Here is a 15,644-nt window from a genome sequence, read left to right as displayed (position 1 = left end):
AAAGTTTCACCAGATGTATGAGTTGTGTAAGCACATTGGGTTAATTTCTGTGTTTATTGAGTGGCTGTACGCTGTGTTTTAAAGTAGCACATTCATCGAGTAAATAAGGCTGTGTTAAATTTAATACTCATATTTTTTTGAAGAAAAACTGACTTTTACCTATGGTTTTAATCCGCTAATATCCCCGCCGAATTTTTGACCTAATACTATTTAACTAGAGGTTTTGATGAAAAAGGCGTTCGCTAAAATTGGCGCATTGACTGCAGTCGCAGTTTCTCTTTCTGGCTGTGTGGGCAGTAATGCAGTGACAGGTTACGTAATGGGCTTTAACCTAAAAGCAGTAGATAACCGTTACGCTCGTGGTGGTCTAAACATGCTTTTGGCGCCTGTTTATGGTGTTGCTGTTGCAGCGGATTACATCGTATTCAACTCTCTAGAATTCTGGACTGGTAAAAACCCACTAAACGGTAAGCCACACATCTTTGATACCAAGATGGATACTTACATCGACGTGAACCACCAGTTAGACAAATCGCTAACGACTGCACCGATCGGTCCTCTAACGCACAACCGTGTTATCGAGCAAGGTCAAATGCAACAGATCGACGAGAACACCGTTCAGATGGACATTACATACAACAACGGTGACAAAGCGACACTAATGGGCGTTCGTGAAGGTGACTTCGTTACTTACTACATCGATGGTGAAGTGGTTGCTAAAACTTCTATGGATGAGCTAGCTGCATACGCGCAAACTCGCGCATAGTTTGCGATACTCTTGTTATAAAGAGTCTGTAATAAAAAGCTCACAATAAAAAAGGGTGCCGAGGCACCCTTTTGTGTTTTTCGCGTATTGTTTTGAATTACGCTTTTTCAGGAATGGCTTCAAGAAGCGCAACCATTTGGTCCCAGAACAGTTGAACGGTATCGATCTTCACTTTCTCATCTGGAGAATGAGGGAACTTGATGGTTGGACCGAAAGAAACCATATCCATGTTCGGGTAAGGTTCTTTGAACAGACCACATTCAAGACCTGCGTGGATAACCATGATGTTTGGCTTGTGACCGTAGATGCCTTCGTACATATCACGGAAAATTGCCATGATCTCTGAATCAGCATCTGGTTTCCAACCTGGGTAAGCGCCAGAGAATTCAATTTGAGCACCAGCCAGTTCAGCGACAGATTGAAGCATACCTTCAACTTGGCTACGACCTGAGTCGATCAGGGAACGAATTAGGCATAGAACGGTTACTTTGTTCTCTTCTGTTGTGATAACACCAACGTTAAGTGATGTTTCAACCACGCCTTCAACTTCATCACTCATACGCATTACACCGTTTGGACAAGCGTTCAATGCTGCGATGAAACGTTGTTGGTCTGCAATCGCAAACACTTGTGCATCTGTTGCAACTTCTTCGTTGAAAGTCACGATGTCTGTTTCAATTTTACCAAGTTCTGTTTTTAGTAACTCAGTGTAGTAGTTGAACAGTTCCGCTAGTTTATCTTGATTTTCTGCCGGTAGTGCTACAGTTACAAAAGCTTCACGAGGAATCGCGTTACGTAAACTACCGCCACGGAATTCAACCAGGCGAAGATCCAACTCTTGCGCGTGACCAGCGAGGAAGCGACCAATCAGTTTGTTTGCGTTACCGCGACCTGTATGGATGTCACAGCCAGAGTGACCGCCTTTTAGACCTTTCAGTGTTAGTTGACGAGTAATAAAGCCCGCTGGAATTGCGTCACGAGTAATATCGAAGGTCATTGCGCCATCGATACCGCCTGCACAACCCATGTACACTTCGCCTTCTTGTTCTGAGTCTGTATTTAGAAGGATATCGCCTTCCAACCAGCCAGCTTCAAGACCAAATGCACCTGTCATGCCTGCTTCTTCATCAATAGTCAGTAAAACTTCAATAGGACCGTGCTTGATCTCTTTAGAAGCAAGTACAGCAAGACAAGAAGCCATGCCGATGCCGTTATCTGCACCTAGCGTTGTGCCCTTTGCTGTTACCCATTCACCATCGATGTATGGCTGAATTGGATCTTGAGTGAAGTCGTGATCAGTGTCTTCGTTCTTTTGTGGCACCATGTCGATGTGTGCTTGAAGCACTACACCTTTTTTGTTTTCCATACCTGGTGTCGCAGGTTTTTTAATGAACACGTTGCCAGTTGGATCGCGGCGTACGTCAAAACCTTGCTCTGTTGCCCAAGTAACAATGTACTGTGCTAGAGCTTCTTCATGTTTTGAAGGGTGAGGGATTGAACAAATCTTATCGAAAAACTGCCAAAGTGGAGCAGGTGATAAGGTACTGATTTCAGAATGGAATTCAGACACGGAAGACTCCTTTTGATGTGCTTTGCCAAATTTAAACCGTAAATTTAATGAGTGTTTAGCAGTAAATGCTAATCGGTATTGGCTTGGAATTGCCCTCAGCATACCACCAGAAAAGCGGTTCTAGTAGTTGTGGTGAAAAGGATTTGCCCTAGAACTGTCACAGATTATGAACACAACGTAATACACCAATGCAACGAGCTTAGTATGTTCTGAAAGTTTGTTTAATTTTTAATTTACTAAACTGTAATTTAATTACAGTTAATTCTTGATGGAGGTCAATTTATTAAGTTTTTGTGATTCTGGTCACTAAAATGCTTGTAATTAAATTTCTGGGTGGTATATTTGTAACCAGCTTCTGAGAGAAGAATGAAATGCTCAAAGGATGAGTCCGTTTATCGCCTCCAAGGAACTGAGAAATCAACCAAATTAACAGTATTAATTGATTTAGAAGGTGATATTTATGAAAGGTTTACCAAGTGCAATGTTCTGGAACAGCAAATCTGTTTACACCGGTAACTTTGTATACCCAACAAGCTTTGGTTACTAATTGAAGCCAACGCATGTGACTCGAACAAGTTTGTTCACCCCTATAAATTGGAATTTTTTTTCAGTGCATAGTGCTGACATGATTCACCGCCACTCAAATTGAGTGGCGTTTTTTTATCTTCTGATCCCAATCTCGCCTATTTTATCGCCACCAAGCTTCAATTCTCCGATTGCTTATCTCACTTGTTTCATTTTCTGACCAATTCTTTGGGTATTTAGCGTCCAAAACGATGACTTTGTGTTTGAAAGTTTAATACATTGCTCAGTTTGTACACATACGTTTGTTTTCAGTACAAGTTCGTTAGTTATTGTTTATTAAGACCTAAATTTATTTGCTGTTTAAAACGCTAGCGAATGGGTTTCATATCCCAAGAAAAAAATCCCTTTAGAGTGAAAATTCTATCTGGAATTTGTTATTTGATAACTTTATAATTCGAGCCAATCGATTACGCAACCGTTTACTTTTTACCTTTTACAGGATTCGATCATGCTCGAAAGGCTCTTTAAACTTAGTGAAAATGGCACCAATGTGCGCACTGAGATCATCGCAGGTGTTACTACCTTCCTAACTATGGCTTACATCATCTTTGTAAACCCAGCTATCCTTGCAGATACAGGTATGGATCGTGGTGCTGTGTTCGTTGCGACGTGTCTTGCTGCCGCTATTGGCTGTTTCATCATGGGCTTAGTAGCAAACTACCCAATCGCTCAGGCTCCAGGTATGGGTCTAAACGCGTTCTTCACCTATTCCGTTGTGTTGGGCATGGGTTACACATGGCAAGTCGCGCTAGCAGCAGTATTTGTTTCCGGTCTGCTATTTATCGTCTTGAGTGTGTTTAAGATTCGCGAATGGATCATCAATTCGATTCCACTTTCTCTTCGTACTGGTATCTCAGCAGGTATCGGTCTGTTCCTTGCTTTCATCGCACTGAAAAACGCAGGTATTGTTGTAGATAACCCAGCAACGCTAGTTTCAATGGGTAATATCACTTCTCTACCATCTGTACTTGCAGCGATTGGCTTCTTCATGACGATTGCATTGGTTCACCGTGGTGTGAAAGGTGCGGTTATGATCGCAATCCTAGGCGTAACAATTCTTGGTCTGATCTTTGGTGACGTTCAGTGGGGCGGCATCATGTCAACACCACCAAGCATCGCGCCAACCTTCATGCAGCTAGACTTCTCTGGTTTGTTCGAAGTAGGCATGATCTCTGTAGTATTTGCTTTCCTATTCGTTGACTTATTCGACACTGCAGGCACGCTAGTTGGTGTTTCGCAAAAAGCGGGTTTGACTGACGAAAACGGCAACATTCCACGCCTAAATAAAGCGCTACTTGCAGACTCAACAGCAACATCTGTCGGTGCTCTACTAGGTACATCAAACACGACGTCATACATTGAGAGCGTTTCTGGTGTAGCCGCTGGTGGTCGTACAGGTCTAACTGCTGTAGTTGTTGGCGTATTGTTCCTTCTTGCTCTATTGTTCTCGCCACTAGCGGGAATGATTCCAGCTTACGCAACGTCTGGTGCACTATTTTACGTGGCTATCTTGATGCTTTCTGGTCTTGTTGGCATCGACTGGCGTGACCTAACAGAAGCGGCTCCTGTTGTCGTAACGTGTTTGGTTATGCCTTTGACTTTCTCTATTGCAGAAGGTATCACGCTTGGTTTCATTGCTTACGCTGCGATCAAACTGTTCAGTGGTAAAGGACGTGAAGTCTCAATGAGTGTATGGGTTATGTCCGCTATCTTCATTGCGAAGTACATCCTAGGCTAACTCTGACGATTAAAAGAAAAGCCAGTGTGGGCACACGTTCACACTGGCTTTTTGTTTGTGGGCTTTTACTGGAGGGGAATTTCTCCTTGTTTATGGAGCATTTCTTCTCAAATTCATTCCCTTCTTTATTTTGCCGTGTTCACTGAATTCGATTTTTCTGCGTAATAGACGGAGAATTTTGATATCAGCGTTGGTATTAATCATGGGTTTCGGTAGAATAATCGTTTGCGTAGCTTGAAACCCCCATTTCCTCTGGTGTGGGAAATCTAGATTGATGAGTCCATTTCAGCGCCATCAGCTAGGTCACGGGGATGCATATTTTGAAATTATTAGGTTATTACAATGAGTAAAAAATTCATTATCACTTGGGATGCGATGCAGTCTTACTGCCGTGAACTGGCTGAGAAACAAATGCCAGCTGAGCAATGGAAAGGTATTTGGGCGGTAAGCCGTGGCGGCTTGGTTCCTGGTGCTATCTTGGCTCGTGAGCTAGGTATTCGCTACGTAGATACAATTTGTATCTCAAGCTACGACCACGATCATCAACGTGACATGACAGTGCTTAAAGCACCAGAAGGTGACGGTGAAGGTTACCTAATCATTGAAGACCTAGTAGATAGCGGTGATACAGCGCGTAAACTTCGTGAAATGTACCCGAAAGCAAAACTGATTGCTGTATGTGCTAAGCCTTCTGGTAAAGAGCTACTTGATGACTACGTAGTAGACATCGCACAAGACACTTGGATCGAGCAACCTTGGGATATGTCTATCCAGTACGCTGAGCCAGTAAATCGCAAGCAAAAATAAGTTTGCACTAAGAATATTGAGAAATGCCCCTTTATAGGGGCATTTTTTTTATTATTATTACGCTATTGCAACCAGCCTAGAGTTCTTCCTATGTCAGAAGACGTCAGTAAAAACCTCTCCGAAACTTTGTTTGTCAAACACAAACAAGCGAAAGAAACCTCTGCACTTACTCAATACATGCCGACCAGCCAAAAGATTCTTGATGAGCGAGAAGAGCATGAAGATCGTGCTTGGTATCGTCATTTGAGACGTCTTCAATGGGCGTGGCAGGGCTTATCTCCTATCGAAATGGAAGGGGTACTTTCTAAAATCGCGTCATCGAATCATTCTCGTACCGAAGATAAATGGCTTGATACGGTCATGGGTTACCACGGTGGTAACTGGACGTTTGAGTGGATTAAGTTAGGCATGGAGCATCAACGCCGCGCGAATGAAATGAAGGGGGAGGAAGCGGCTGATGAGCTGTTTACGGCTTCATTGTGTTTTAGCATTGCAGGCTATCCACATTTAAAGAATGACAACTTAGCCATTCAAGCACAGGTATTGGCGAACAAAGCGTATTCAGAAGGCTCAGAAAAAACTAAATACGTGATCAAGCAGATCGAAGTGCCTTACCAAAAACGCAAGATCATCGCGAACCTGCATCTTCCTCGCACAGATAAACAATTACCAGTTGTAATGGTCAGTGCTGGTTTGGACAGCTTGCAAACGGATATGTGGCGCTTGTTCAGAAACCACTTAGCTCCAAAAGACATTGCGATGGTGACTATTGATATGCCATCAGTCGGTCATAGTTCACATTGGCCGCTGACTGAAAACTCCAGTTGCCTTCATCAAGCGGTTTTGAATGAACTGTATTCTCTACCTTGGGTTGATCACCACAAGGTTGGATTGATTGGTTTCCGCTTTGGCGGTAATGCCATGATTCGTCTTTCGTTTGTTGAGCAAGAAAAGATCAAAGCTTGTGTGGCTATGGGAGCACCAGTGCATGATCTGTTTACGTCGCCTAAAAAGTTGCAGCAAATGCCGAAGATGTACCTTGACCTATTAGCGTCTCGCCTTGGTAAGAGTGCTGTTGACATCAATAGCATGGCCGGACAGATGATGGCATGGTCACTCAAGGTACAAGGTTTCCTAAGTAGCCGCAAAACTAAGGTGCCAATTTTAGCATTGAGTCTCGAAGGGGACCCAGTTTCACCTCATAGTGATAACCAGTTGGTAGCACTGTTTAGCCAGTACGGACAAGCCAAGAAAATCAGTTCCAAGACAATTACAAAAGGTTATGAGCAATCCCTCGATTTAGCCATAAAGTGGTTGGAGGACGAATTATTAAGATGACAAATCTCCTAATTTAGTTAAGAGTGATATATGTGAGCAAAAAATAAGCTCATGATAATTAAAAATAATAATCATTCTTGGATAGCTAAATATCCTTACTATGGAAACGGAGATTCTTATGTCAGAGACGACACAAGGGCCGACTCACTTTCGCTTGATGTCAAAGTTGAAGGCGATAGGTCCGTACCTGCGCGAACCACAATCACAAGAAGGGCACTACTATTTTGACTGTCTATCTGTCTGTGTAGACGACAAAAAGTCACCTGAGAAACGTGAATTTTGGGGCTGGTGGATGGACTTGGAGTCCATCGAAGGTGGCTTTACGGCAAAATACCATATTGGTAAATACAACAAAGAAGGGGAATGGACCTCAGAACCATTACCAAATAAGGTAGTAGAAGAAGTGTACTTGACACAAAGTACCTTCCATCAAAAGCTTATTGATACAGTGGCTGAGCATTTCAAACTGGAAGTGGAATATCACACCGAATCGTTTGATTTCGCCTAATTTGGCTGTTTTCTTCCCTGATAAGACAAAAAGGTGCGTTTTCGCACCTTTTCTGCTTGTTAAATCCCCATTTGATTGCTAAAACATCCACTCTTTATTTGTTTTTCATTTCAGAAGACATCATGACAACGAATCAACAGAATGCAGTTGTTTCACAACCACAGACCGTCGTTGTGAAACTGGGTACAAGTGTGCTGACAGGCGGCACTTTGGCGTTAGACCGTGCTCATATGGTAGAGCTGGCTCGTCAATGTGCTGAGCTTAAAAAACAAGGCCATTCAGTAGTAATGGTTTCGTCTGGTGCGATTGCAGCAGGCCGTGAGCATCTTGGATACCCCGCACTGCCCAACGCGATGGCGAGCAAACAGTTGCTTGCAGCCGTGGGTCAGAGCCGTCTGATTCAAACATGGGAGTCTTTGTTTGGTATTTACGGTATCAAAATTGGTCAGATGCTACTGACTCGCGCTGATTTGGACGATCGTGAACGTTTCCTTAACGCACGTGACACCATTAATGCGTTGGTTGCGAATGACATTATCCCTATCGTTAATGAAAACGATGCTGTCGCAACAAATGAAATCAAAGTAGGTGATAACGATAACTTGTCTGCTTTGGTGGGGATTTTGTGTGGTGCAGACAAATTGCTGCTCCTGACTGATCAAAAAGGTTTGTTTACCGCAGACCCACGTAAAGATCCGAATGCTGAGCTGATCAAAGAAGTGAAAACTATCGATGATACTTTGCGTAAAATTGCAGGTGGTAGTGGCACAACGCTAGGTACGGGCGGCATGGCAACCAAACTTCAAGCGGCAGACATAGCTCGCCGTGCAGGTATTGAAGTTATTATCGCCGCTGGTAGTGCACCAAATGTTATCTTTGACTCATTGAGTTCAGAGCCACAAGGCACACGTTTCCTACCGTGTTCTGAAGCACTAGAAAACCGTAAGCGTTGGATCTTAGCCGGTCCTGCGGCGTCTGGTGACATCATTATTGATGACGGTGCCGTTAACGCGGTTGTAGGTAAGGGCAGTAGTCTGCTTGCGAAAGGCGTTATTAAAGTAAGTGGTGATTTTGCTCGTGGCGAAGTCGCCCGCGTGACAAACTCCCACGGTAAACTGGTTGCTCGTGGTATCAGTGCCTACTCAAGTGAAGACCTAGCGAAAATTGCAGGTAAGCACAGTAAAGATATCATCTCTATTTTGGGTCATGACTACGGCTCAGAAGTGATTCATCGCGATGATCTTGTCGTCATTCAAGAATAGAAATTGAGGGAAGCAAAGTGGATTTAACGAATATGGGTAAAGCTGCCAAAGATGCAGCTTTCGAATTGGCGACAGCGTCAACCGCACAAAAGAACCAAGCACTAGCCATTATCGCCGATGAGCTAGAAGCAAATGCAGCAACTATTTTGGCTGCAAACGCAAAAGATATTGAGTTAGGTCGCGAAGCGGGTCTAACGGATGCATTACTTGACCGCCTTTTACTGAATGAAGAGCGCTTAACGGGTATTGCTAACGATGTTCGTAATGTGATCAGCCTTAACGATCCTGTGGGCAGTGAAATTGACAGCAAAGTTCTAGAAAACGGCATGTCTCTGTCTCGTCGTCGCGTGCCACTTGGTGTCGTTGGTGTGATTTACGAAGCGCGTCCGAATGTAACCATCGATATTGCTGCTTTGTGTCTAAAAACAGGTAATGCAAGCATCCTACGTGGTGGTAAAGAGACATTTTTCTCTAATATGGAGCTGGTGAAGGTTATCCAATCGGCACTTGCGAAAGCAAACTTGCCAGCGGCTTCTGTTCAGTACATTGAAAAACCGGATCGTGAGTTGGTTTCTCAATTACTTAAGCTAGACGACTACGTCGATATGATCATTCCACGTGGTGGCGCTGGTCTACACAAAATGTGTAAAGAGAACAGCACCATTCCAGTGATCATTGGTGGTTTTGGTATTAGCCACATTTTTGTTGATGAATCAGCAGAGCTAGAGAAATCACTCAATGTTGTTGAAAACTCAAAAGTTCAACGTCCGTCCGCATGTAACTCGCTAGATACTTTGCTGGTTCACGAGAATATCGCTGCGCAGTTCCTGCCAATGATCGTAGAACGCATGAACGAAAACGTAACTTTTGTCGCAGAGCCAAAAGCAAAAGCACTGATGGCACAAGCGAAACAAATTCGCGATGCGGGTGAAGGTGATTTTGATACGGAATGGCTAAGTTACACGCTAGGTGTAAAAGTGGTTGCTGATGTGAAAGAAGCGATTGATCACATGCGCGTTCACAACGCGAGCCACTCAGATGCGATCATGACAAACAGCCTACAAAACTCAGAATTGTTCATTAACTCTGTCGGTTCTGCGGCGGTTTACGTAAATGCCGCAACACGTTTTACTGACGGTGCTCAGTTTGGTTTAGGTGCCGAAGTTGCGGTATCAACTCAGAAACTGCATGCTCGTGGTCCTATGGGTTTGGAAGAACTGACCAGCTACAAATGGGTTGGTAAAGCGAACTACTTAGCACGCAGTTAACAGAAACCGTTTGATATTGATTGAAAAAGGGGCAGCGATGCCCCTTTTTGTTTTCTCTAACATAGCAATTCCGCTACACTAGTCTTGCTTTTGGGACGAACCCAATTGCAAGCTATTTGGAGGTGATATGCATTGTCCTTTTTGTTCTGAGAACGACACAAAAGTAATTGATTCACGCTTGGTTGCTGATGGGCATCAAGTGCGTCGTCGTCGTCAATGCCTTGCGTGCAGTGAACGTTTTACAACGTTTGAGACCGCAGAGTTGGTGATGCCGAAAGTGATTAAATCTAACGGTAACCGTGAACCATTTGATGAAGATAAAATGGTTGGTGGTATTCAACGTGCCTTAGAAAAACGTCCAGTTAGTGCTGACTCTATTGAGCTAGCCATCAGCATGATTAAGTCCCAACTGCGTGCAACTGGTGAACGTGAAGTACCAAGTGAAATGATTGGTAATTTGGTTATGGATCAATTGAAAGAGCTGGATAAAGTCGCTTATATCCGCTTTGCATCAGTTTATCGTAGCTTTGAAGACATCCGTGAATTCGGCGAAGAAATTGCTCGCCTAGAAGACTGATTGAATCATGGCTCAACAATCTCTCTCTTCAGAATTTACCTCTCAAGATTTCGAAATGATGTCGCGTGCGCTCAAGTTAGCGAAGCGCGGCATTTATACAACGGCACCTAACCCGAATGTAGGCTGCGTTATTGTCCGTGACGGTGAGATTGTTGGCGAAGGTCATCACCATCGTGCGGGGGAGCCTCATGCTGAAGTTCACGCGATGCGTATGGCTGGCAATAAAGCTGAAGGCGCAACGGCATATGTGACACTGGAACCTTGCTCTCATTATGGTCGTACGCCACCTTGTGCAGAGGGGCTAATCAAAGCCAAAGTCGCACGTGTTGTTTGTGCAATGGAAGATCCAAACCCGAAAGTTGCAGGACGCGGTTTTCAAATGCTGCGCGATGCGGGGGTAGACGTTCAAGTTGGCTTATTAGAAAGCGATGCGAGCGAGCTGAACAAAGGGTTTATCAAGTTCATGCAAACTGGCATGCCTTATGTTCAGTTGAAAATGGCAGCCAGCCTCGATGGGCAAAGTGCACTCAATAATGGTCAGAGTCAATGGATCACCTCCCCAAAGGCTCGCCAAGATGTACAGCGTTATCGAGCGTTGAGTGGCGCTATTCTCTCTACCAGTAAGACAGTCATTGATGACAATGCATCGCTGAATGTGCGTTGGGATGACCTGCCATGCAGTGTGCAAGCTCAATATCCTCAAGATGAAGTTCGTCAGCCTCCTCGTGTGATTTTCGATCGCCAGTCTCAACTTAGCGATGATCTAAAACTATTTAATACTGACGGTGAGCGTATTATTGTTAGTCACGACGGCGATATTGCGCCTGAGCTGACGGAAAATGGTCAAATTGACTTAACGGCGACATTAAAAGCTGTAGCGAGCGAATATCATATTAATCACTTGTGGGTTGAAGCTGGCGCTACACTCGCGAGTTCATTAATCAAAGCTAACCTTGTAGATGAACTGATTGTTTATCTTGCTCCTAAATTAATGGGCAGCGATGGGCGAGGTTTGATTGGTGCTCTTGGGCTAACCGATATGGCACAAGTTATCGATTTAACTATTACCGACGTTCGAATGGTAGGGGTGGATATTCGCATTACCGCAACCGTCAAACGCAACCAAAGCTAGAAAGAAGCATTATGTTTACAGGAATTGTAGAAGCAGTTGGCAAACTAACTGCAATCACGCCAAAAGGCGAAGACATCACCGTTACGGTCGAAGTTGGCAAGTTGGATATGTCTGACGTTAAGTTGGGGGACAGTATCGCAACGAATGGTGTGTGCTTGACGGTCGTCGACTTCGGTAGCAACTATTACAGTGCTGACTTATCACTGGAAACGCTGAATAAAACAGGTTTTGCCGCTTACCAAGTTGGCGATAAAGTGAACCTGGAAAAGGCCATGTTACCAACGACACGTTTTGGTGGGCACATTGTGTCTGGTCACGTCGATGGCGTGGGCGTGATTGTTGAGCGCAACCAAGTTGGTCGAGCGATTGAATTCTGGGTAGAAATGCCTGCTGAAATCAGTAAGTACGTCGCAGAAAAAGGCTCGATCACAGTGGATGGCATTAGTCTGACCGTCAATGACCTACGTAAAAATGGTTTTAAATTGACGATTGTTCCTCACACCAGTGAAGAGACCACGATTGATCAGTTCCAGGTGGGTCGCAAAGTGAACCTAGAAGTGGATGTACTGGCTCGCTACATGGAACGCTTGCTACAAGGTCAAAAAGAAGAATCGCAACAGTCACGTATTACCATGGACTTCTTGCAGCAAAATGGTTTTGCGTAGGCGAAACCGACAATAATCACAGAACGTTATCAGGTTAATTGACTTAATAAGGGTTGGCTGCAAACTGCGCTAAAGCCAGTAGACATGGCTAACCGAAACGTTAAACGTATTGCTGCTGCAATAATAAATTTATGAATAACGGGAAACAGAATATGCCTATCAGCACGCCTCAAGAAATTATTGATGACATTCGCGCGGGCAAAATGGTCATCCTGATGGATGATGAAGACCGCGAGAATGAAGGTGATTTGATCATGGCTGCCGAGCACATTACGCCGGAAGCAATCAACTTTATGGCTACGCATGGTCGTGGCTTGATCTGTCTAACCATGACAAAAGCTCGTTGTGAAAGCCTTGGTTTACCGCCAATGGTGCAAGACAACAATGCGCAATACACCACAAACTTTACCGTTTCTATTGAAGCGGCTGAAGGTGTTACGACAGGTATCTCTGCCGCAGACCGTGCTCGCACTGTACAAGCTGCCGTTGCGCCAAATGCGAAAGCAGCTGATTTAGTTCAACCTGGTCATATCTTCCCTCTAGCAGCACAAGATGGTGGCGTTCTAACTCGCGCTGGTCATACAGAAGCAGGCTGCGATTTGGCTCGCCTTGCAGGTCTAGAGCCAGCATCGGTTATCGTTGAGATCCTAAACGACGACGGCACGATGGCACGTCGTCCTGATCTTGAAGTATTTGCTGAAAAGCACGGCTTAAAGCTAGGTACTATTGCGGACTTGATTGAATACCGCAATAACACCGAAACAACGATTGAACGTGTTGCTGAGTGTGCATTGCCAACAGAGTTCGGTGAGTTCACGCTTGTGACTTACAAAGACACGATTGATAACCAAGTGCACTACGCAATGTGTAAGGGTGACCTTGCTTCTGAAGCGCCATTGGTCCGCGTTCATTTACAAGATGTATTTACCGATGTCCTTCGAAGTGACCGCAACGCAGAGCGTAGCTGGACACTTGAGAAAGCAATGAAGCGCATTGGCGAAGAAGGTGGTGTTCTGGTTGTACTTGGCAACGAAGAGTCAACCGATCTGCTTATTCACCGAGTGAAAATGTTTGAAGCACAAGACAAAGGCGAAGCACCAACGCTTGCTAAGAAGCAAGGTACGTCACGCCGAGTGGGTGTCGGCTCTCAAATCCTTGCTGATCTGGGCATTCACGATATGCGCCTGCTTTCTTCAACCAACAAGAAGTACCACGCACTCGGCGGTTTTGGTCTGAATGTGGTTGAGTACGTCTGCGAATAATAACTGACCAGCGAGTTCCTAGTCTTACACGCACTTATCGTCGCTAAGGCGAGGAACTCGTGATTCGTCCCTAATTTCCATTAGATATTGCTCACAAAATTGTGATAGAATCCGGCGATTCTCACTTGATGAACAATTTTCACTTATAAATAGAGTTAAAGGAAAGCTTATGAAAGTGATCGAGGGTGGCTTCCCAGCGCCAAATGCAAAAATTGCTATCGTTATTTCTCGTTTCAACAGTTTTATTAACGAAAGCCTACTATCTGGTGCGATCGATACACTAAAGCGTCACGGACAAGTAAGCGAAGACAACATCACTGTTGTTCGTTGCCCAGGTGCCGTAGAACTACCTCTAGTAGCTCAACGTGTTGCTAAAACTGGTAAGTACGATGCAATCGTATCTCTAGGTACAGTAATTCGTGGCGGTACACCGCACTTTGACTATGTTTGTAGTGAGTGTAACAAGGGTCTTGCACAAGTTTCTCTGGAGTACAGTCTTCCAGTAGCATTTGGTGTATTGACTGTTGATACTATCGATCAAGCGATTGAACGCGCAGGAACCAAGGCTGGTAATAAAGGTGCAGAGGCTGCACTAAGCGCACTTGAAATGATTAATGTACTATCTGAAATTGATTCCTAATGGGGGCCAGTGTGAAACCAGCCGCACGTCGTAACGCACGTCAATTCGCTCTACAAGCGATCTATTCATGGCAAATTACTAAAGATAATGTTGCCACGATCGAAGAACAGTTTTTGTCTGGCGACAAATACGATGAAGAAGAACTTCACGCATCTGAGCCTGCACTTGCTGCTCCAGAAACAGACGTAGCTTACTTCCGTGAACTACTAAGCGGTGTTGTACTTAGCCACTCTGAGCTAGATAGCAAAATCCGTCCATACGTGTCTCGTCCAATGCAGGACCTAGACATGATGGAACTTGCTCTTCTTCGTCTTGCTATGTACGAGATGACTCGTCGCGAAGATGTTCCTTACAAAGTGGTAATCAACGAAGCGATTGAACTTGCAAAAGTATTCGCGGCAGAAGACAGCCACAAATTTGTGAATGGTGTGCTAGATAAAGCGGCGCCACACGTACGTAAGAAATAACGATTTCTTCATTAAAAAGGTCAGCAGATGCTGACCTTTTTTGTATCAAAAGCTTTTCCATCAAAAAGTAAGTGAATAATGTCTGGTGAATTCAATCTGATCGATAAGTACTTTGTTGGACGTCAAAGCCAACGCAAAGACGTACACCTAGCGGCGGGTGACGACTGTGCGTTAGTGAAAGCGCCAGATAACGTACAAATTGCCATTAGTACTGATACGTTAGTGGCTGGAACCCATTTTCTTGCGGATGCAAACCCTGCTTGGGTCGCACATAAGGCGTTGGCATCAAATATTAGTGATCTCGCGGCAATGGGTGCAACGCCGGCGTGGGTGAGCTTTGCATTGACGATGCCTAAGCCTGATGAAGCTTGGCTCGCTCCTTTTTGTGATGCATTTTTTGAGCTGGCGGATTATTTTGGTATTCAACTTATTGGTGGTGATACCACAAAAGGTCCGCTGAGCCTGACGCTCACCGTGCAAGGGTTTGTACCAGAAGGGAAAGCACTGACTCGCTCTGGGGCGAAAGTCGGGGACTGGGTTTATGTCACGGGCAACCTTGGAGATGCCAAAGCCGGTCTGGATGTGATTTTGGATGATTCACTGCGCTCGCGTATTGCTGCGCAGGAACTTGAGACAGCGCATTATCTTAGCTCACCTCGTGTTTTGGCTGGTCAAGCGCTCGTTGGGTTGGCTTCGGCTGCGATTGATATCTCTGATGGTTTAATCTCTGATATCAAACACATCCTCAAACGTTCTGATGTTGGTGTGAGCTTAGATGTTTCCCAATTGCCAATTTCTTCAGAACTGGTTCAGTTTTTAGATGATAAGGTCATCGCACAGCAGTATGCTCTATCAAGTGGCGAAGAATACGAACTGTGCTTTACTGTGCCAGAGCAAAACCGTGGCTCATTACAAAGCGCTTTGTCTCATATCGGATGTAAAGTCACGTGTATTGGTCAGATTCGACCAAAAGGTACCTTCGAGCTGCATGATAACAATCAACCACTTGATTGGGATCTGAGTGGCTTTGACCACTTTAAATGATATGAGCTAGGCTCT

General features: G+C 44.6%; 15 protein-coding genes. 14 read left to right on the top strand and 1 reads right to left on the bottom strand.

Features of this window, described 5'->3' with window-relative positions:
• The first annotated feature begins 226 nt into the window (after positions 1-226).
• Complete coding sequence (locus NL647_RS23175; RefSeq protein ID WP_005447616.1) at positions 227-766, top strand: DUF3332 domain-containing protein; 540 nt, start codon at positions 227-229, stop codon at positions 764-766.
• 97 nt (positions 767-863) lie between these two features.
• Here NL647_RS23175 and NL647_RS23170 read toward each other — a convergent pair whose 3' ends face one another.
• Complete coding sequence (locus tag NL647_RS23170; RefSeq protein WP_009697714.1) at positions 864-2,336, bottom strand: aminoacyl-histidine dipeptidase; 1,473 nt, start codon at positions 2,334-2,336, stop codon at positions 864-866.
• A 1,033-nt stretch (positions 2,337-3,369) separates the two neighbouring features.
• Here NL647_RS23170 and NL647_RS23165 point away from each other — a divergent pair.
• From NL647_RS23165 to thiL, 13 genes are all read left to right on the top strand, one after another.
• A complete protein-coding gene (locus tag NL647_RS23165) occupies positions 3,370-4,659 on the top strand; it encodes an NCS2 family permease (RefSeq protein ID WP_005447607.1) in 1,290 nt (429 codons plus the stop codon).
• A gap of 342 nt (positions 4,660-5,001) precedes the next feature.
• The gene (gene tet(34), locus NL647_RS23160) at positions 5,002-5,466 is read left to right on the top strand and encodes an oxytetracycline resistance phosphoribosyltransferase domain-containing protein Tet(34) (RefSeq protein ID WP_005447605.1); all 465 of its coding nucleotides are present in this window, start codon (positions 5,002-5,004) and stop codon (positions 5,464-5,466) included.
• 90 nt (positions 5,467-5,556) lie between these two features.
• Entirely contained in the window at positions 5,557-6,804 is a 1,248-nt protein-coding gene (frsA, locus tag NL647_RS23155) for an esterase FrsA (protein ID WP_005447603.1), read from the top strand.
• A 118-nt stretch (positions 6,805-6,922) separates the two neighbouring features.
• Entirely contained in the window at positions 6,923-7,312 is a 390-nt protein-coding gene (gene crl / locus NL647_RS23150) for a sigma factor-binding protein Crl (RefSeq protein WP_005447601.1), read from the top strand.
• A gap of 122 nt (positions 7,313-7,434) precedes the next feature.
• Entirely contained in the window at positions 7,435-8,574 is a 1,140-nt protein-coding gene (gene proB, locus NL647_RS23145; protein WP_005447599.1) for a glutamate 5-kinase, read from the top strand.
• A 17-nt stretch (positions 8,575-8,591) separates the two neighbouring features.
• Complete coding sequence (locus NL647_RS23140) at positions 8,592-9,842, top strand: glutamate-5-semialdehyde dehydrogenase (protein ID WP_038898513.1); 1,251 nt, start codon at positions 8,592-8,594, stop codon at positions 9,840-9,842.
• Positions 9,843-9,969: 127 nt separating this feature from the next.
• Positions 9,970-10,419 (top strand): transcriptional regulator NrdR, encoded by a 450-nt coding sequence (nrdR, locus tag NL647_RS23135; RefSeq protein ID WP_005424846.1) that lies wholly within the window; start codon positions 9,970-9,972, stop codon positions 10,417-10,419.
• Positions 10,420-10,426: 7 nt separating this feature from the next.
• Positions 10,427-11,551: a bifunctional diaminohydroxyphosphoribosylaminopyrimidine deaminase/5-amino-6-(5-phosphoribosylamino)uracil reductase RibD gene (ribD, locus tag NL647_RS23130; protein ID WP_114092039.1), complete on the top strand. Its 1,125-nt coding sequence runs from the start codon at positions 10,427-10,429 to the stop codon at positions 11,549-11,551.
• A gap of 11 nt (positions 11,552-11,562) precedes the next feature.
• Positions 11,563-12,216: a riboflavin synthase gene (locus NL647_RS23125; RefSeq protein ID WP_253650707.1), complete on the top strand. Its 654-nt coding sequence runs from the start codon at positions 11,563-11,565 to the stop codon at positions 12,214-12,216.
• A 152-nt stretch (positions 12,217-12,368) separates the two neighbouring features.
• Complete coding sequence (ribBA, locus tag NL647_RS23120) at positions 12,369-13,478, top strand: bifunctional 3,4-dihydroxy-2-butanone-4-phosphate synthase/GTP cyclohydrolase II (protein WP_005447594.1); 1,110 nt, start codon at positions 12,369-12,371, stop codon at positions 13,476-13,478.
• 169 nt (positions 13,479-13,647) lie between these two features.
• Positions 13,648-14,118: a 6,7-dimethyl-8-ribityllumazine synthase gene (ribE, locus tag NL647_RS23115; RefSeq protein ID WP_005440184.1), complete on the top strand. Its 471-nt coding sequence runs from the start codon at positions 13,648-13,650 to the stop codon at positions 14,116-14,118.
• A complete protein-coding gene (nusB, locus tag NL647_RS23110; protein WP_005440182.1) occupies positions 14,118-14,585 on the top strand; it encodes a transcription antitermination factor NusB in 468 nt (155 codons plus the stop codon). Before ribE ends, nusB begins: the two co-directional genes overlap by 1 nt.
• 78 nt (positions 14,586-14,663) lie before the next feature.
• Positions 14,664-15,629 carry a thiamine-phosphate kinase gene (thiL, locus tag NL647_RS23105; RefSeq protein ID WP_005447592.1) on the top strand — a complete coding sequence of 322 codons (966 nt, stop codon included), beginning with the start codon at positions 14,664-14,666 and terminating at the stop codon, positions 15,627-15,629.
• Positions 15,630-15,644: the final 15 nt, after the last annotated feature.

Origin of the sequence: Vibrio sp. Y29_XK_CS5, assembly GCF_024181835.1 — a bacterium.
In the GTDB taxonomy this organism is placed as follows: domain Bacteria; phylum Pseudomonadota; class Gammaproteobacteria; order Enterobacterales; family Vibrionaceae; genus Vibrio; species Vibrio harveyi.
The sequence above is the reverse complement of the archived record's forward strand: the minus strand, read 5'-3'. Positions and strand labels throughout refer to the sequence as shown.